Raw genomic sequence first — 18,682 nt, forward strand, 5'->3', positions numbered from 1 at the left:
ATTAATAATGAACCAAAGATAAAGGAGCAAATGAATGAAGAAAAAATATTTTCCCTATACACTTGCCGGTGTATTGATTATTCTGATCATTATAAAGAATAGCCTGAACCATCAATTAACACTTATTCAATTATCGAATGATTTATTTTTATGTGCGTTGCCGTTTTTGATTATCGGCGGATTTTTATGGGTTTTTTCCTCGGGTTTCTTTGATCATTTTCAACGATCCATCTATTTAGCCCGAACAAGAAACCGCAAGAAAAAACCAGAATTTTCTTCACTCTCGTCTGCCAGCTATGGTATGTATACCTTTTGGCTGATCATTGCCGGAATCTTGCTTGCTCTTTCTATCGTATTACTAATTCTTTCATTGGTGCTTTAAGTATCTAATAATCATTAGTTAAGGAGACGGAGATTGGGACACATGTCTCAATCTCCGATTCTCCTATTTTTTTCAAAATCAATCGATTATTTTTCTATAGACGTCCATTTATAATCCCATGAAGCGCCGGCAGCGTGGTGAACAATTCCTTTGACTTTTTTGTTAACCAAGTGACCTTCTGCTTTTTGGTATACAGGCACAACACCCATATCATCAGCAGTAATGATCTTGTTCGCTTTTTGCAAATCATCCCAACGTGCTTTTTCATCACTAGCATCGCGTGTAGATGAAGCTTTCACTACGTCGTCGTATTCTTTGTTGCTCCATTGTCCACGGTTATAAGAGTTACCTGTTACAAATAGATCCGTAAAGCTACTTGGGTCAGCGTAGTCAGCAGCCCAACCACCTAATACAGCATCAAAATCACCTGTTCCAGAACGGTCGATACGTACTGAGAATGGTACTGGAGTTGGTTTTACTTTTACACCTTCAAGATTTTCTTGGATTGAATTTTGAACATATTCAATTACTTTTTTCGATGCATCATCATCTGAAGCCAACAAGTCAAATTCTAGAGAATCAATACCAAGTTCCTTCTTCGCTTTTTCCCAGTATTCTTTTGCTTTGTCTTTGTCATAATAAGCTTGTTTGCCTGCTTCTTTGGCAAAGTCTTCGTTTGTATCTGGGCTTTTTGACATATCGGCTGGAATCAAGCTAGTTGAAATAGTTGAACCATCACCTAATACTTGTTTCACTAGTGCATTTCTGTCAATTGAATAAGAAATAGCTTTTCTCAAGTTTGCATTTTTGAATGGAGATTTTGCATCGCGTTGATTGAATTCGATATAACTTGTACGAGCTTCTTTTACAGAAGTGTATGAAGGATCATTTGCATTTTGTTGTGCTAATTCACCTGAAAGAATAACATCATCAGCTTGTCCATCTTTAAATAGATTCAAGGCTGTTGAAGATTCTTTTACAACACTTACTTTGATTTCAGATAATTTCACAGAATCTTTATCCCAATAATTATCATTTTTCTTGTAAGTCCATTCAGTATCTGTTCCTGGTCCATCAAAGTCTGTTAAAGTGAACGGACCATTATAAACAGCTTTGTCACTTGTTGTTGCATAAGAGTCACCATTTTTTTCCACTACTGATTGTTTTTGTGGGAAGAATGATGGGAATGCAAGTAAGTATTGGAAGTAAGGTGTTTGTTTCGTTAATGTGATTTCTAATTCATAATCACCAACAGCTTTGATTCCCAATTCTGATTTATCTTTTTTACCAGCTGTGATATCTTCAGCATTTGCTACTGGCGCAAATAGATACGCATATTCAGAAGCAGTTGCTGGATCTACTGTACGTTGCCAACCATAAACATAATCGGCTGCAGTTACTGGATCACCATTTGACCATTTTGCATCATCGCGTAATTTGATTTTATAAGTTAGACCATCTTCACTGACATCTGCTAGTTTAGTTGCGCCTGCTGGTTGAGGTTTACTGTCTTTGTCTAAACGATAAATTCCTTCGTATACATTGTTCAAGGCTGTAAAACTAATTGTGTCTGTCGCTAAAGATAAATCAGCAGTCGGCATTTCTTGAGGTACGACTAAATTGAAAACGCCGCCTCCACTAGCTGATCCTCCACTAGCTGAATCACTACTTTTTGTATCTGTGCCCCCGCCATAACATCCGGCTAATACTAGCCCACATAAGGCAACAACGCTAAATGTCCATTTCTTTTTCATTTTTCGTACCCCTTTATCGAAATTTTCAGAATAATTAGTATTTTCTGAGTTGTTTAAGATTTTAATGAATAATTATTAAAAAAGCAATACTTTTTTCTCTTTTTTCCAAAAAATAATGAATTTTTCGTGAATTATTTACATTTTCTTTCTGAAAATCTCTATTTTTAAAGGGTTTAAGCAACTATCCAAAAAAAATTAAATAATTTTGCTAACAGATCGTTTTATGCTATTTCAAGCACTGTATTCTCAAAATTTGCAAAAAAAAACTTGGAAAGCAAATAAATTACTCTCCAAGTTACTATTTCTTATTTCAATATATTCTCTATTGCTAAAGATCATTCACTTCCATGTTTTCTAGCAATTCGTTTGGCCATCCAAATATCTGGCTTATTCCAGCCATTCGCATCCGGAATTACCCCAACGATCTGATAGCCAAGTTTCTCATAGAATTCATAAGGATGATCTTTCCTGTTTTGAATCGTTTCAAGCTTGTCAAAGGTATCTTCAAACAGGTCTTCTTCAATCGCCAAGCTTGTTTGCCTTTCCACATCATCCGTTCCTAAATAGACAACGATTCCGCCTTGTGAGGCAATCTCTTTTTCTAGATAACTCACTAGGCGTGTACCAACTTGTTGCTTACGGTACATACTTTCGACGACTAAGGGATGCAGTTCCCAACCAGTTTGACCATATTGTGGAATCGCACCGACAAAACCAATCAGCTCATCTCCTTCGATTGCAGAGACGGCGATCCTTTCATCTTCCAGCAGTCGCTCTACTTCTTTCATCGGCTGTTCACCGTATTCATCTGGCCAAGTCAATCTCAAAAGATCGGCTAATTGGTCACGTAAAACCAAATTATCACGATCAAACTCACTGATAATCATACCCATCCCCCCATTTCTGCCTATTTTAGCAGTAGATGGAAGAAAAATGAACAATTTTATACTAAAGGTTGTGAAAAGACCGTTCAGCTCCGCTGACAATAAGAATGGATTTTTCGAAACAGCTTTCCATGTTTTGAAAAATTCAGACTTATTTCAAGGAGTTGGTCTTTGAACACCGTGGATAAGGTTGTGAAAAGGCTGCCCTGCATCAAGCAATAAGAATGAACAGAGAAAAACAGCTTTTCATGTTTTTCATCTGGTTGAGCTTATTGTCGAAGATGCAAGCCTTTGAACACCGTGGATAAGGTTGTGAAAGAAGCGTCCAGCTCCGAGCAAATAAGAACTAGATTTTTAAAATAGCTTCTCATATTTTGGAAATCTAGGGTTTATTGCTGAAGGTCAGCTCTTTGAACAATGCAGATAAGGTTGTGAAAGAAGCGATTTAGCCTGATCACTAGCACAGAAAAAGAGTGTGAAACAAAAGTATTTCTTTTGCCTCACACTCCACGAATAAATGGTGGGAGCAGAAGTAGTTCCTTCGAAAATGAACTGGAATCCGCAAAAATTTGAAAAGCAAATTTCATGAATCCCTTTTCGTTTCGCGGAGTCAAACTCTTCTGATGCCTTATTTGCTCGTTGCTTTTTCTTTTTTCATTTGCTTACTGCGTAATTGGCCACAGGCTGCATCAATATTCGTTCCATGTTCTTTACGGATGACACAGTTTACGCCATTTTTCTTCAGTACATCATAAAACTTCAATACATCAGCTTTAGGACTTCGTGAATATTGATCATGCTCACTGACAGGATTATAAGGTATCAAGTTCACATAGACTAGTTTCTTTTTATCTTTCAATAAATCAGCCAATTGCTGTGCATGTTCAGGACGATCGTTCACTTGGTTCAGCATGATATATTCGAATGTGATCCGTCGATTTGTTTTTTCTAAATAATCATCTACAGCTTCCATCAGTTTTTCGATTGGGAAACTACGGTTGATTCGCATGATCGATGTGCGTACTTCATTGTTTGGCGCGTGCAATGAGATAGCTAGGTTTACTTGTAATCCATTGTTTGCAAATTCTTTGATCTTGTTCGCTAAACCACTAGTTGACACAGTGATGTGACGTGCACCGATGGCCAAGCCTTTCGCATCATTGATAATGTATAGAAAGTTCATGACATTATCGTAGTTATCAAATGGTTCACCAATCCCCATGACTACCACATGAGATACTCGCTCGCCTTCTTGTCGTTCATCAAAATAATGTTGCACCATCATGATTTGTGCAACGATTTCTCCTGCTGTTAGATCACGATTTTTTTTCAACAAACCACTCGCACAAAATGTGCAACCGATATTGCAGCCGACCTGTGTCGTTACACAGACAGACAAACCATATTCTTGTCGCATCAACACTGTTTCGATCATGTTTTTATCAGGCAATTCAAACAAGTATTTGACTGTGCCATCTGACGCCTCTTGTACGACCATCTGTTTTAATGGATTGATAATAAACTGGTCACTCAACTTAGCAATCAAGCCTTTTGAAAGATTTGTCATTTCAGAAAAATCTCTTACACGCTTTTGATATAACCATTCCCATACTTGCGCAGCTCGAAATTTTTTCTCGCCATTTTCTAAAAACCATGCGGTCAATTCTTCAATTGTTAAACCATAAATGGATTGTTTTTCCAAGATTATTTCCCTCTTTTTCTCAAAGTATCGCTACATACTATAACTGATTCTCCAAACTAATGCAACTCTTCACAAAATAAACACTATGTAAATAGATGATATGCGTCTTTTTGTTAAATAAAAAACACTCCAAAAATCTCCTTTACTAAGATTTTTGGAGTGTTCCTATTTTTTAACGCCAGCCCAAATCAGGCGCTACGTCTTTTACGATCGATTCTAGTAGATGCAGATTGTATTCGACACCTAATGTATTTGGAATTGTGACTAGTACAGTATCTGCTTCTTTGATTGCTTCATCTTCTGCCAATTGTTTAACGATTTTATCTGGTTCACCGGCAAAAGTTTTACCGAAAATCGTTGGGTTGCGATGATAAGCCAAAAATCCTACTTGATCTGCTGCCTCATCACCTAATTCACCGAATAACTGACGATCTAAATCTGTTGTGATCGGTTGGATAGACCGAGTCACCAAAGTCCTTGGTTCAAAATCATGTCCTGCTTCTTTCCAGGCTTCCTTAAAGGCACGCAATTGTTTGGCTTGCTGGATATGAAATGGTTCTTTGCTTTCAAAATTGACAAGAGTAGAGAATTGTAAGTTCATTCCTTGTTTGGCTGCCCAAACTGCCGTCTCAGTGGAACCTGATCCCCACCAGATCCGTTCTCTTAATCCATCCGAGTAAGGTTCAATGCGTAATTTCCCGGGACCTTGAGGAAACATCGGCATCGGATTTGGTTCGGCGAAAGGCTTGCCCTCTAATAATTTTAAAAATTCCAATGTCCGCTGACGAGTGATTTCCTTAATTTCTTCTTCACTGTAATCATAGCCAAAATATTTCCAACCATCTAAAACTTGTTCTGGTGAACCACGGCCCACACCCAATTGCACTCTACTTTGGGTGATAATATCCGTCAAGCCAGCATTTTCCGCCATCATATAAGGATTTTCATAACGCATGTCGATCAAACCAGTACCCACTTCGATTTTGCTAGTTTTAGCACCGATAGCAGCCATCAGTGGAAATGGTGATCCAATCTGATCGGCAAAATGATGTACACGAAACCAAGCACCATCGATACCAATTTTTTCTGCTTCAACCGCCAATTCGATTGATTGCAGATATGCATCACTTGCCGTCTTGACTAGTGATCCTTCATCCATCCAGTGACCAAAACTTAAAAAACCAATTTTTTTCATTCCAGATTCCCTCCTTTTAACTAGCACTTACTATTTGTTAGCTTGAAGTGATTCTACTACTTTTTATTTTAAAAAACGAATAAAACATCTCGAAAAACACATTTTTGTGAAAATACACACATATATATAGAAAATCATACCTTTTCCACCATTTTCAAAGGGTAAACTGCTCACTTTTTTCTACACGACAGAAAATCTATCCCATCATTTATCAGTTCTATCCAGTACATTCTCTAAATGGTTCAGATGATTCACAACAGTCGAAAATGATCGCCATAAAAAAAACACTCCTTTTCCAAAAATCATTAGAAAAGGAGTGTTTTATTTCAGATAAAATCAATTTGTTATACTCATTGACTATATTTCAGGTAGTCACCCGTTGTTTTTTCTCATTCTTGATCAGATGGCAGAGAATCCATCGGTTCTTCTGCTTGTTCGATAAATACTTTACGTGGTTTACTTCCTTCTGATGGTCCTACAACTCCGTGAGCTTCTAACTCGTCGACTAAGCGAGCAGCACGGTTGTAGCCAATCCTAAACCGACGTTGTAACAATGAAATACTTGCTGTTTGCATTTCGATCACTAACGCCTTTGCTTCTTCAAATAGTTCATCTTGCGGTTGTTCTGCCGAACCACTTGTTTCTGCTTCATCCGTTGGCATCATCTTCTCTTCATAATGTGCTTCTTGCTGATCCGTTACAAAACTTACGACTCGCTCAACTTCATGATCGGAAATAAAGGCTCCCTGAACACGGATCGGTTTGTTTTCACCCATTGGTAAGAAGAGCATGTCCCCTCTTCCTAGGAGTTTCTCTGCACCATTTGAGTCAATGATCGTTCGAGAGTCGGTTCCACTTGAAACTGCAAATGCCATTCGTGAAGGAACATTGGCTTTAATGATCCCTGTGATAACATCTACACTTGGTCTTTGGGTTGCCAAGATCATATGGATTCCAGCGGCACGGGCCATCTGTGCTAAACGAATGATCGCATCTTCAACTTCGTTACTTGCTACCATCATCAAGTCAGCTAATTCATCTACAATAACTACGATAAATGGTAATGTTGGATGCTTCGTTCCCATTTCAAGATTTTTTTGTTGTACAAATTCATTGTACCCAGTGATATTTCGAACCCCCGTTGCAGCAAATTTTTCGTAGCGCTCTTCCATTTCCTGCACTACTTTTTGTAATGCCTGAGCTGCTTTTCTTGGATTAGTTACCACTGGTGTTAAAAGATGCGGTATGCCATTGTACATGTTCAATTCAACCATTTTAGGGTCGATCATCATCAATTTGACCTCATGTGGTTTTGCCCGCATCAAAATACTAGTGATGATCCCATTGATTGCAACTGATTTCCCACTACCTGTTGAACCTGCCACAAGTAAGTGAGGCATTTTAGAAAGATCCGCTGTTTGTACCCGTCCAGAAACATCGCGCCCTAAAGGAACTTCTAATAATTTATCTGGATGATTTGGCTGTGCTTCTATGATTTCTCTAAACGAGACCATACTGATTTTGCTATTTGGTACTTCGATCCCTATCAATGATTTCCCAGGAATCGGTGCTTCCATCCGAACATCTTTCGCTGCTAAAGCCAAAGCGATATCATCAGTCAAACTAACGATTTTGCTTACTTTGACTCCTACGGCTGGCTGTACTTCGAATTTCGTCACGGATGGTCCTAAACTCGCTTTCACTACTTTAGCATCCACCCCGAAACTTTGGAATGTCTGTTCTAATACGCCAATATTTTTTTCGATTTTCTTATACTCATCACTTTGGTCTGTCGTTTTTACGGAGTCTAACAAATCAATAGATGGCAATTCATAATCATGATTTTCCTGTTCCGCTTCGATTTCAAACTCTAACGCTGTTCCGTCATCTTCTATGCCTTCTTCCTCTAGACCTGACATCGATGAGGAAGGTGATAGTTGCTGTTCTGTTTTCACAGGATCTGTTGCTGTTGGTTGAACCGTTCCCTGAAAACTGTCGATCGGTACAAAACTCAATTGTTCTGGTTCATCTTCAGAAACTTCTTCTTGATATGAACGTGCGGGTACTTCTTGGTGTTTCTTTGATCGCCGATTTTCCATTTCTGCGATTTCCGCTTCTGCTGCTTCTTTTGCTGCTTGTTTTTTTGCTTCTCTCGCTTCTGCACGTGCTTTTTGTCGTTCTTCTTTTGCCGCTTGCTTTTGTGCCTGTTTAGCTGGATCACCTTCCAATAATTCCTGAAGTCTTTCACCCATTGCTTGCAGACCGTCTAGCAATTGATACCCTTGAAGATTACTAAACAGGATCGCACCACCAACTAATAGTAGAAATGCCACAAAATAGCTTCCTGGTTGAGCAATCAAAAAGTAGGTAAAATGATACAAAATTGCACCGATCATCCCACCACCAACATTATTGCCTACTTGACTTTGCTTAATGTCACTTACAAGCAAATCCCAGGTCGTACCTATGATATTAGGCTCACCGCTGTGTAATTTACCAAACAAGTGCGCATGAAGAAAAAGTAATATCCCTAAGTAAAAAAGGAGACCACCAAACCAGCGTCGACTCTTTCCTATTTTAAAATCAGTGTTTTTGATAACAACCCAAAAACCAATAATGGCTAGTAACAAACACAGAATTTGATACGTATTTCCGGCAATGACTCGAAAGCCGTTTGCAACTAAAATACCTAAGAATCCCAATTTTAAAAAGCCGAAGACGGCAAATAATATCAAAGCAAAGCCTACACAGATCGCAAGAAGTTGTTCCTGCTGCTGTTTTTGCTTTTTCGTCTTTTTCTTTTTCTTAGCAGGACGTTTTTTCTTTGCCATTTTTATCCCTCATTTCATCAAGTTCCATTATACAAAAAAAAGCGAGGGAACAAAAGTTTTGTTTCAAAGTTTGGTTGTTTCTTTTATTTCGATGAAAGAATACTCATTTTGACGATGAAAAAACAGCTTGAAGCTGCTGTCCCTAAGGTCAACATTTCAAGCTGTACTTATCAGATATTTTTCCCATTTTCTTGGATCACTTGTTGATACCAATAATAGCTGTCTTTTTTATAGCGTGTCAAAGAACCCTTCTGTGTTTCATCTTGATCCACATAGACAAATCCATAACGCTTTTGATAGCCATTTAGCCAACTTAGTAAATCTGTATAAGACCAAGTGCAATAGCCCAACACTTCGGCACCATCAGAAATTGCTTCTTTGATTGCTTTGACATGACTTGAAAGATAAGCAATACGATAATCATCATGAATCTTATTGTCTTCAGTCAATTTATCATATTCTCCTAATCCATTCTCCGTAATCAAAATCGGTGTACGGTATCGGCTAGTGATTCGTCTCAAGGCAATCCTCAACCCTTCTGGATCAATTTCCCAATCCCAATTTGTACGTTCAACAAATGGATTTTCTACTTTCTTGTACATGCCCGGAACACCAGTCTCTTCTGACGAACCTTTCTTCCCAGTCGTATTCATCTTCCCTGCGCCCACACCATCTAATGGATTAAAGGCATTCGTTGCTGTTTGATAATAATTGATCCCTAAGAAATCTGGTTTTGCTGATTCAAGTAACTCAGCGTCGCCTTCTTCGATTTTAGGTGCCCATCCTTGTTCTTCTAAAAATTTCATTGCAGCAATTGGATATTTGCCCCACATATAGACATCCATCCAATAGTTTGCCATTAAGTCTTCTGCATTTTCAGCAGCTAAAATATTCTTAGGATCACTATTGATTGAATAATTTGGTGTATACGCGAAACTTGGACCAATCTTACCAGGCATCTCCAATTCGTGGAATTTATTGATAACAGACGCATTTGCTAGATTCGCAATATGATTGACTTGATACATCCGTTTTGGATCAGTGACTCCAGGAGGATGTACCGCTAATAAATAACCTAATGAAGTAAAAATATTTTGTTCATTCAAGCTGATCCAATAATGGACTTTTCCACGAAAAGCTTGAAATAACGTTTCTGCGTAGTTTGTGAAATCAGCGATGATCTTACGTGATTCCCACCCAGCATATTCATCTTGAAGTGCTTGTGGAAGATCCCAATGATACAGTGTCAACATTGGCTCAATATCATTTTTGATCAATTCATCGATCAGATTTTCATAAAAAGCTAAGCCTTCCTGATTGACTTCGCCACGTCCATTAGGAAAGATCCTTGTCCAAGCGACAGAAAAACGATACGCCTTCAATCCTTGTTCTTTCATCAAGGCAATATCTTCTTTAAAACGGTGATAATGATCTACGGCTAGATCGCCATTGGTCTCTTTAAATGTTTTCCCAGGGATACGGACAAAACGATCCCAAACAGATTCTCCTTTGCCACCTTCTTGCCATGCACCTTCAACTTGGTAAGCTGCTGAGGCTGATCCCCATAAAAAATCATTGGAAAATTCAGTTAACTTTTGGTGTTCCATAAACTTCTTCCTTTCTTGCTTCAATCCTTACCATGTAAGAATAACACGAAACCCCTTTCAATTCAAAATAGAACTTATCTCAGTAGAACAACTAAACAATAAATAATGATTTTCAATAGTATGTTTCGCTTGTATACTATTTTTCTCTTAAGGTATACATCTGCAATACTACTTTTTCATTCATTCCATAAGGATCAAATCATCCGCTCGTGTTTCATCTGAAAAAGTGACCATTATGGATCATCCCTGATTTGCCTCATATTTTATGAAGGCAAATCCTAGATCTTACATATCTGACTACTCAATATATCTAGCTGATCCTGTTTTCTTTTAAACATCCATAGGTTCTTCATTTGAATAGAATATAAAAGAGTTGGTATAATGTACAATCTCTTTCTGTACACTATACCAACTCTTTTTATGATGCACCTGGTGTAACATCTTCTCCAAACCATTTATCTGATATCTTTTGGAACTCGCCATTTTTTTCCAGTTGTGCGATTCCATCATTGATTTTCTTCACTAATTCATCATCACTTTTACGGGCACCTACTACAAAGTTTTCACTTTCATAGTCACCAGTCGTCATATTGAATTCATCTATTTCATTTTTTTGTTTTAAATAGTAACCCGCGTAAACTTTATCCATCAACAAGCCATCAATTCGACCGCTTTTCAAATCGATCAAAGCTTCGTTAAAACTATCATATAAGACCGCATCCTTATTTTTTACGATATCCTTCAAAGTTTCAGGTTGTCTTGTGAAGATATCATAACCGGAAGAACCGTTTTGAGCGCCAATGATTTTATCTTTCATCTGTGCAAAACTCGTGATTCCAGATTTCTTAGGAGTGATCAATACTTGGGAGTTCTCCATATATGGTTTCGTAAATTGGACTTTTTTGGCTCTCTCATCCGTTTTCGAATAACCATTCCAGATGAGATCGATCGTGCCATTGTTCAATTCAAATTCCTTCATTGACCAATCGATTGGTTGAAATTCAACATTGATGCCATATTCTTTAAAGACAGCAGTCGCAAGATCAATATCAAAACCTGTCAGTTTACCGTCTTTATCTCGAAATCCCATAGGTACAAATGTATCATCTAATCCAACGATTACTTTTTTCTCTTCTTTGATTGTGGACCAATTATCTTCTGTTGCTTTTTTGTTTGTACAACCTGAAAGAAGGATGATTCCTGCAATGATTGCAAGTACAAAACTAAATTTTTTCATGACACATATCCTCCCTCTTACTTGTTTGGAACAACTTTCACTAATTGATCACCGACATTTTCAGCAAAGACAAGATCATGCGTAACAATGATCTGTGTCACGCCTTCTTCTTTCAATGATAGAATCAGTTTTTCAACTTGTTGACGCAACTCTGGGTCTAATGCACTAGTTGGTTCATCATAAGCTAGAACTCGTGGGTTCATCGCAAGTGCTCGTGCAATTGCTACCCGTTGTTTTTGTCCTCCAGATAATTGATACGGATAATTGTCTAACAGATCGCTGATTCCCAAAGATGTGGCCAGTTCTTTTGCTTTTTTCGTATACTCTTCTTTTGACTGTTTCAACACCATTTTTGGTGCTAATGTAATATTAGCAAAAATACTTAAGTGTGGGAAAAGTTGGAAATCTTGAAAAACTACACCAACAACTTGTTCTTTTGTTTTTAATTCAAATGGATCAAATGGTGTTCCATCTAAATAAAAGTTCCCGCTATCTGCTTTTTCTATTCCTGCCAAGATTCTTAAAAGGGTTGTTTTACCACCGCCAGAAGGACCAACGATTGCCATTGTTTGACCATCTGGAATCGTTAAATCTAGTCCGTTGATTACTTTCTTTTCTCCAAATGCTTTGCTTACTTTTTTTAATTCAATCATGTGCTTTCCTCCTAGCGATAATAGTTCAATTTTCCTTCAACTTGTTTCATGATGATTGTTAAGACTCCAGTTAATACTAAGTAGATGATAGCGACCCCTAGTAGCGGCAACAATGTAGCATCTCGTTCCATCGCAATCTTGCCGGCACGCATCACATCTCCTAATCCCAAAATGTAGATCAGTGAAGAATCTTTGACTAGATTGATTACTTCATTCCCAACTGATGGTAAAACGATCTTCGTTACCTGTGGAATAATGATTTTTGTGACAGTTTGAAATGGGCTTAGTTGCAACACTTGCGCTGCTTCATATTGTCCTTGAGGAATCGATTGGATACCGCCACGGAATATTTCTGCAAAATAAGCGGCATAATTTAAAATAAATGCGATCAATGCAGCTTCAAAACGATCAAAGACGATTCCTATTGTTGGTAACCCATAGAATACAAAAATCAATTGAAGTAGCAAAGGTGTGCCTCGCATGATCCAAACATAAGTCTGTAAAATATAGCGAATCGGTTTAAAATGCAGAGATAATCCTAACGCTAAGATGATCCCTAATGGTAATGAACCAATCAAGGTAAAAATAAATAATTTCAAGGTTGTGAGAGCTCCCACTAACAATTGCGGCATTACTTCAATCAAATAATTCATTTCTTTCTTCCTCCTTTAAATAAAAAAAAATCCTCTTGACTCTCGTCAAGAGGACGTATAACACGTGTTCCCACCTCTGTTTGTTTCTTCTTCACAAAAGAAACCTCTAACAGTCGTTCCCAGAATTCAGATCGATCCAAATAAGATAATGCTTTACTTGAATAGCCACGAAAATAAAAAAAGTCCTTTGATCAAACGATCAAAGGACGTAAATTACGTGGTTCCACCTTTTTTTGTCAGCACCTCACGGATACTAACCTTATCTGGTCATCTAACAACGACCGCAGCTATAACGGGCTTCCCGGATTTTCCTACTCTATTTCAGAAAATCGACTCCAAGATGTGTTTCACTATTAACTGCTATCTCTTCTCACCTACCAGAGACTCTCTTAAAACATTTAATCGCTACTTTTCTTTTCGATGTCGTTTGTTTTAACTTACGTGTAATTTACATGATTATTTTTAATTTGTCAATTCTTTTTTATGATAAACTAATAAAAAAAGGAGGCGTCTTATAATATGGCACTTGCAACTGAACAAGAAGCCTACGAATTGCTTGATCACTTAGGCATTTCTTATCAGAAAGTGGAGCATCCAGCAATAACTTCTGTTAAAAATATCCCATTTACTCTTCCAGGTCCACAAGTAAAGAACTTATTATTAAAAGCCAAAAAAGGAAAACAAATCTATCTAGTTATCTTACCCGATGAAAAACAAGCAGATCTAAAACAACTTGCAGATCAACTAGAAGAAAAACGTCTATCTTTTGTCTCAGAAGAACAGCTCAAAGACTTGTTAGGTGTTGCACCAGGCACAGTTACACCTCTCGCATTGATGCATGATAAAGATCATCTGATCAAAGTAATCATCGACTCTGATATCGATCAAAAAAGCACTGTCGGCTTCCATCCAAATATAAATACAGCCACATTGATCCTAAAATTCACCGATTTCCTAACGATATTAACCCATTTAGACCACGAGCCGATTTATGAAAGGTTATAAAGGTTGTGAAAGAAGCGTTCAGCTCCGAGCAAATAAGCCGAAATTCAAAAAATCGAAAAACAATTTCATGAATTTCTTCTTACTTCTTGGAGTTGAACACTTTTGTTCTGATTTCTTATTCTCTATTTTTCCATGGCTGCTTTTAGTGCAGCTGCCAGTGGACTTTCCTCTGGTTCATCTGCTTGAGAATATTTTTTCATCAATCGACGTTCTTCATGTTTGGTCATTTTTTTCTTCTGTTCTTTTTTCCCTAGCATTTTCTCCGTTGTACCATCATATTTGCAACGGAAATAAGCTCCATTCTTACCTTCAATAATTTCCATTTTACGATGACATTGTGGACAACGGTGATTGGACACTTTGGGATCTTTTCGACGACGATAATCACAGTCCTGATTAGTACAAACATAGATTTTTCCATCACGCGTATTTTTTTCGCGGAGATTGGACCCACACTCTGGACACTTCTTTTGTGTGATTGAGAAATCTTGATACGTTTGCTTACTTGTTTTAATTTCCTGAACTAAACGTTTTGTTTCTTTTTCGATTTCTTTTAAGAAGTGTTCTGCCTGTTTTTTACCAGCAGCAATCGCCTCTAGATCTTTCTCCCAACTTTCAGTCAATTCTGGAGAAACGAGTGAAGGATTCACCAACTCTAATAATTGTTTCCCTTTAGGAGAAACTTGTAAGCCTTGTGGAGTACGTTCCATCAATTCAGATTTGATCAGCTTTTCGATAATCTCTGCCCTTGTTGCTGGTGTACCCAAACTATATTTTTCCATTTGACCTAACAGACTCGCTTCAGTCATCGGTTTTGGCGGTGCGGACAGTTCTTTTTTGATCGTAAAATTCGGTTGGATACGTAGTCCTTGTTGCCAATCAAACTTACTTGCTTCTTCTTGGCTTACTGTTTTCCACCCAGCTTGTAATACTTTGGTTTGACGGAAAATAAATTCTTCTTTGTCAAAAACGACAGTAATTTTTGTCTGGCTCACTTTATGTGGTTCTGCAAATAACCCTAAAAAGCGGGTCACGATCATTTGATAGATTTTTTGTTCTTCATTACTTAGTTTTTCGTAACGAGGACGATTTTCAGTAGGCAACAACGCATGATGGTCAGTTACTTTATTATCCTGAAAGACTTTGGTTTGGCGGACTACTGCCCCGTTTTTTAGATATTGTTTGACTTCTGGAGCAAAATCGCTGACTGCTTGCAACCGCTCACTCATTGTACTTTTCATATCATTCGTCAGATATTTACTATCTGTCCGAGGATACGTTACGATTTTATGTGTTTCATATAGACTTTGTACTAACCCCAACGTTTTCTTAGCAGAATAACCATAACGCTGATTTGCTTCTCTTTGGATCTCTGTTAGATCATAGGGTAAAGGCGCACTCTCAGTCTTCGTTTTCTCTTCAATAGATGAAACGGTTCCTTTTTGTTGGCTTAAACGTTGAACCAGTGCTTGCGCTTCTTCCTGTGACTTCAACGCAAATTGATTTTTCTGAGCCATTTTTGCTTGTTCTTTTTCTACATTCAACAAAATTGAAAAATATGTTTGTGGTTTAAACGTTTCGATTTTTCTTTCTTGGTCTCTTACCAACGCTAATGTAGGTGTTTGTACACGACCAGCTGATAAATTATCTTGATATTTCACAGTCAATGCACGAGTAACATTCAAACCAACCAACCAGTCTGCTTTTGCTCTAGCTAATGCTGAATCATATAGCGTATCATAAGCTTTAGCTGGTTTTAGTTGCTTGAATCCAGTCTTGATTGCTTTGTCTGTCTGTGAAGAAATCCAAAGTCTTTTCACTGGTTTGTTAAAATGTACATACTCCAAGATCCAACGAGCGACTAATTCTCCTTCTCGTCCTGCATCAGTCGCGATTACCACTTCTGAAACATCTTTTCGTTGAGCTAATTGTTTGATTGCTTTCAATTGATGACCTGTTTTTGGTAATGGTTTGATGCCTAATTTTTTAGGAATCATTGGTAATGTTTCCATCTGCCAACTTTGCCATTCTTTATTCAGGTCTTCTGGCATTTTCAAACCCAGTAAATGACCAAGGGCCCAAGTAACGATCACCTTAGGTCCTTCGTAATAGTTTTTGTATTTTTGATTAGCACCAAGCACCTTGCTTAGGTCTTTCGCAACGCTTGGTTTTTCTGCTAGAATTAGTTGTTTCATAAAATTCCTTTCTGCTTTCTAAGGTGATTGGTTGATGATTTTTCAATAAAGCCAATCCTTTATATTGTTGTAGATCATCATCACACTCTTCACACCATCGTTCCTCGCCATCATTCCAGAAGGCACTTAGAAAGTTGCTTTTTGCATTGATATACTCATATTGATTTTTGATTGTAAGCCATTTTTTTTCATACTCTGCTTGTGCTTCTTCAAAAGAATCAAATGACTCTTCGATTTCAATATCGTCTTCCCAGTTTTCAAAAAACCACCAAGGCTCATTGTCACCGAACATGATAACTACTTGATACATATTCGTACTCCTTTTCTTCGCTTTTTCTTAGACTCATCTTAGTCACTTTTCAAGAAAGTTGCAAGAATTTTCTCTTATAAAAGGGACATTTTATGAAGGGACTAAAGTTAAAATAACGATTGTTTCACTTGCTTGGTAAAGTTGCAATAAAATCATTGATCATCCAAGAATAACTGTCTTCAGGAGAGACTTTTGGTTCCTTAGTGAAATAGCCCAAAAATCGTAGAGAAAGATACCCATGAATCATACTTCTCAATTCTCTACTACGATGTGTTTTTTCTTCTTTTGTTAATGGGAATGAGTCAAAAATTTGAAGAATGATCTGGTTTGTTTCATGTATCCCGTCCAATAGTATTTCCTCATTTGTATGCGGAATACTGATCAGTAATTCGTAAACAGCTTGATTCGCAAACGCAAAAGATTGATAGATCTGTGCATAGATGCGTAAAGCCTCTGCTCCACTTTTCCCTACTAATGCACGACGTAATTCATCATTAAGTTCTTGCAGTAATCTCGCTGTCAAAGCCGTCTTTACTTCACGCATATTTTTAAAGTGGTTATACAATGAAGGTGATTTGACATCCAGACGTTTAGCTAAATGTTGAAACGTGATTTGTGGAACATCCATCTCTTCTGCTAACTCACGGAAGCAGGCGATGATTTTCTCTTGAGATAGATTTCTTTTTTTCATTTCTACGGTCCTCTCATAAGTTAAATCCTCAACAAAATAAGTTTACCATGAAAAACCAAGATAAAAAAGAGAGTTTCATTGATAAACTACATATTGTAGTTTATAATAACTAACTGTAAATGGAAATTTTCAGAAAGAAGGATATTGCATTGGCTACACAGATAAAGGAAAAATTGTTTAGAAAAAGAGAGCCATGGGAGCAAAACTTGTTTGTCTTATGGTTTGGTACATTTATGGCAGGTATTGGTTTTAGTCTAGTCATGCCTTTCATGTCACTTTACATAGATACTTTGGGATCTTATACTACATCGCAGTTAAATTTTTGGAGCGGTATAACATTTTCTTCTACTTTTTTAGTCACGACACTCATCTCACCTTGGTGGGGAAAATTAGCGGACCAAAAAGGCCGAAAATTGATGCTTTTACGTGCCTCATTAGGGATGGCAATCGTGATTTCTTTAATGGGCTGTGTCACAAGTGTCTATCAATTAGTCGCTCTACGTTTATTACAAGGAATCTTTTCAGGTTATATCAGTAATGCAACTGCACTCGTCGCAACAGGCACTCCCAAAGAAAAAAGCGGACAAGTATTAGGTACTTTGGCTACGGGTTCTGTTACTGGAACTTTACTTGGCCCTCTACTTGGTGGAATCTCTGCTTCTGCGTTTGGTTATCGTCCAACTTTCTTTATTACTGGGATCATTTTATTCTTCGTTTTCTTATTAAGTCTCTTCTTTGTTCATGAAAAGTTCGTACCAATCAAAAAAGAAGATATGTCTTCTGCCAAACAAATTTTCAAAGATTTAAAATATCCTCATGTGGTGATCGGCATGTTTGTGACTACAATGATCATACAAGCATCAAATAATTCGATCAGCCCAATTATCAGCCTGTATATCCGACAGTTATTGAATGGTCATGGAAACGTGACATTGATCAGTGGTATCATCGCTTCAATTCCTGGGATTGCGACATTGATTGCTGCCCCTCGTTTTGGACGTTTGGGTGATAAGATCGGTAGCGAACGGATTTTAGCTATCGGATTAGGATTCGCCATTCTCGTTTATATTCCAATGGCCTTTGTTACTAATGTTTGGCAACTTGCTGGACTTCGCTTCTTGATCGGTATTTCTGATGCGTGTCTTCTACCAGCTGTTCAGGCGTTGATCACAAAATATTCTCCTCACAATGCAGCAGGCAGAATCTTTAGCTACAATCAATCTTTCCAAGCAACTGGGAATGTCGTAGGTCCAATGATCGGTTCAAGCGTGTCTAGTGTGTTTGGTTATCGCGGTGTATTTATTTCAACCTCTGTACTTGTTTTACTAAACTTCTTACTAGTACGTCATAACACACAGGAAATCCACAATGACGCACAATTGCAAGAAGACACCACACAATCGACAGTCTCGCATCAATAAAGCACAAAGTAAACAAGAGGTCGTGAAAAGGCTGGTCTGCATCAAGCAATAAGAACAAGCAGAAAAAAACAGCTTTTCATGTTTTTCATCTGGTTGGGCTTATTGTTGAAGGTCAACTCTTTGAACACCGTAGATAAGGTCGTGAAAAGGCTGGTCTGCATC

14 protein-coding genes, 2 pseudogenes and 1 other annotated feature are annotated in these 18,682 nt (G+C 37.8%); of the genes and pseudogenes, 3 read left to right on the top strand and 13 right to left on the bottom strand.

Annotated elements, in window-relative coordinates:
- The first annotated feature begins 34 nt into the window (after positions 1-34).
- Complete coding sequence (locus ED2_RS01600) at positions 35-382, top strand: DUF3899 domain-containing protein (protein ID WP_016177700.1); 348 nt, start codon at positions 35-37, stop codon at positions 380-382.
- A gap of 86 nt (positions 383-468) precedes the next feature.
- Here ED2_RS01600 and ED2_RS01605 read toward each other — a convergent pair whose 3' ends face one another.
- From ED2_RS01605 to ED2_RS01645, 10 genes and pseudogenes are all read right to left on the bottom strand, one after another.
- Positions 469-2,136, bottom strand: coding sequence for a peptide ABC transporter substrate-binding protein (locus ED2_RS01605; RefSeq protein ID WP_016177699.1), 1,668 nt, complete (start codon positions 2,134-2,136; stop codon positions 469-471).
- A 335-nt stretch (positions 2,137-2,471) separates the two neighbouring features.
- The gene (locus ED2_RS01610) at positions 2,472-3,023 is read right to left on the bottom strand and encodes an aminoglycoside 6'-N-acetyltransferase (RefSeq protein ID WP_016177698.1); all 552 of its coding nucleotides are present in this window, start codon (positions 3,021-3,023) and stop codon (positions 2,472-2,474) included.
- A 625-nt stretch (positions 3,024-3,648) separates the two neighbouring features.
- Complete coding sequence (gene rlmN / locus ED2_RS01615) at positions 3,649-4,722, bottom strand: dual-specificity RNA methyltransferase RlmN (protein ID WP_060789680.1); 1,074 nt, start codon at positions 4,720-4,722, stop codon at positions 3,649-3,651.
- Positions 4,723-4,894: 172 nt separating this feature from the next.
- Entirely contained in the window at positions 4,895-5,917 is a 1,023-nt protein-coding gene (locus ED2_RS01620) for an LLM class flavin-dependent oxidoreductase (protein WP_005880214.1), read from the bottom strand.
- Between the two features lie 389 nt (positions 5,918-6,306).
- Positions 6,307-7,818 (bottom strand): annotated as a pseudogene (locus ED2_RS16500) (DNA translocase FtsK); the annotation flags it as partial.
- A gap of 197 nt (positions 7,819-8,015) precedes the next feature.
- A pseudogene (locus ED2_RS16505) lies at positions 8,016-8,748 on the bottom strand (cell division protein FtsK); the annotation flags it as partial.
- Positions 8,749-8,918: 170 nt separating this feature from the next.
- Positions 8,919-10,355: a glycoside hydrolase family 1 protein gene (locus ED2_RS01630; protein ID WP_005880210.1), complete on the bottom strand. Its 1,437-nt coding sequence runs from the start codon at positions 10,353-10,355 to the stop codon at positions 8,919-8,921.
- A 418-nt stretch (positions 10,356-10,773) separates the two neighbouring features.
- Entirely contained in the window at positions 10,774-11,592 is an 819-nt protein-coding gene (locus ED2_RS01635) for an amino acid ABC transporter substrate-binding protein (protein WP_005880208.1), read from the bottom strand.
- 17 nt (positions 11,593-11,609) lie between these two features.
- Entirely contained in the window at positions 11,610-12,245 is a 636-nt protein-coding gene (locus ED2_RS01640; protein ID WP_005880205.1) for an amino acid ABC transporter ATP-binding protein, read from the bottom strand.
- 11 nt (positions 12,246-12,256) lie between these two features.
- Positions 12,257-12,898 carry an amino acid ABC transporter permease gene (locus ED2_RS01645; protein ID WP_005880203.1) on the bottom strand — a complete coding sequence of 214 codons (642 nt, stop codon included), beginning with the start codon at positions 12,896-12,898 and terminating at the stop codon, positions 12,257-12,259.
- A gap of 199 nt (positions 12,899-13,097) precedes the next feature.
- Positions 13,098-13,328 (bottom strand) — a binding site (T-box leader).
- An 89-nt stretch (positions 13,329-13,417) separates the two neighbouring features.
- Between ED2_RS01645 and ED2_RS01650 the strand changes: the two genes are divergently transcribed.
- Entirely contained in the window at positions 13,418-13,903 is a 486-nt protein-coding gene (locus ED2_RS01650; protein ID WP_005880202.1) for a prolyl-tRNA synthetase associated domain-containing protein, read from the top strand.
- Positions 13,904-14,025: 122 nt separating this feature from the next.
- Here ED2_RS01650 and ED2_RS01655 read toward each other — a convergent pair whose 3' ends face one another.
- From ED2_RS01655 to ED2_RS01665, 3 genes are all read right to left on the bottom strand, one after another.
- Positions 14,026-16,098: a DNA topoisomerase III gene (locus ED2_RS01655; RefSeq protein ID WP_034865743.1), complete on the bottom strand. Its 2,073-nt coding sequence runs from the start codon at positions 16,096-16,098 to the stop codon at positions 14,026-14,028.
- A complete protein-coding gene (locus tag ED2_RS01660; RefSeq protein WP_016177695.1) occupies positions 16,031-16,408 on the bottom strand; it encodes a DUF1033 family protein in 378 nt (125 codons plus the stop codon). The genes ED2_RS01655 and ED2_RS01660 overlap by 68 nt, the downstream gene beginning before the upstream one ends.
- A gap of 124 nt (positions 16,409-16,532) precedes the next feature.
- Positions 16,533-17,099 carry a TetR/AcrR family transcriptional regulator gene (locus ED2_RS01665; protein ID WP_005880196.1) on the bottom strand — a complete coding sequence of 189 codons (567 nt, stop codon included), beginning with the start codon at positions 17,097-17,099 and terminating at the stop codon, positions 16,533-16,535.
- 149 nt (positions 17,100-17,248) lie between these two features.
- On the opposite strand from ED2_RS01665, the gene ED2_RS01670 reads away from it, so the two are divergent.
- Positions 17,249-18,520 (top strand): multidrug efflux MFS transporter, encoded by a 1,272-nt coding sequence (locus ED2_RS01670; RefSeq protein WP_005880194.1) that lies wholly within the window; start codon positions 17,249-17,251, stop codon positions 18,518-18,520.
- The last annotated feature ends 162 nt before the right edge of the window (positions 18,521-18,682 follow it).

This window comes from Enterococcus durans NBRC 100479 = LMG 10746 (genome assembly GCF_001544215.1).
GTDB classification, from domain to species: Bacteria; Bacillota; Bacilli; order Lactobacillales; family Enterococcaceae; genus Enterococcus_B; species Enterococcus_B durans.

Coding starts and splice junctions, on each gene's coding strand:
- ED2_RS01600 (WP_016177700.1), top strand. CDS start 35: ATGAAGAAAAAATATTTTCCCTATACACTTGCCGGTGTATTGATTATT.
- ED2_RS01605 (WP_016177699.1), bottom strand. CDS start 2,136: ATGAAAAAGAAATGGACATTTAGCGTTGTTGCCTTATGTGGGCTAGTA.
- ED2_RS01610 (WP_016177698.1), bottom strand. CDS start 3,023: ATGATTATCAGTGAGTTTGATCGTGATAATTTGGTTTTACGTGACCAA.
- ED2_RS01620 (WP_005880214.1), bottom strand. CDS start 5,917: ATGAAAAAAATTGGTTTTTTAAGTTTTGGTCACTGGATGGATGAAGGA.
- ED2_RS01630 (WP_005880210.1), bottom strand. CDS start 10,355: ATGGAACACCAAAAGTTAACTGAATTTTCCAATGATTTTTTATGGGGA.
- ED2_RS01635 (WP_005880208.1), bottom strand. CDS start 11,592: ATGAAAAAATTTAGTTTTGTACTTGCAATCATTGCAGGAATCATCCTT.
- ED2_RS01640 (WP_005880205.1), bottom strand. CDS start 12,245: ATGATTGAATTAAAAAAAGTAAGCAAAGCATTTGGAGAAAAGAAAGTA.
- ED2_RS01645 (WP_005880203.1), bottom strand. CDS start 12,898: ATGAATTATTTGATTGAAGTAATGCCGCAATTGTTAGTGGGAGCTCTC.
- ED2_RS01650 (WP_005880202.1), top strand. CDS start 13,418: ATGGCACTTGCAACTGAACAAGAAGCCTACGAATTGCTTGATCACTTA.
- ED2_RS01655 (WP_034865743.1), bottom strand. CDS start 16,098: ATGAAACAACTAATTCTAGCAGAAAAACCAAGCGTTGCGAAAGACCTA.
- ED2_RS01660 (WP_016177695.1), bottom strand. CDS start 16,408: ATGTATCAAGTAGTTATCATGTTCGGTGACAATGAGCCTTGGTGGTTT.
- ED2_RS01665 (WP_005880196.1), bottom strand. CDS start 17,099: ATGAAAAAAAGAAATCTATCTCAAGAGAAAATCATCGCCTGCTTCCGT.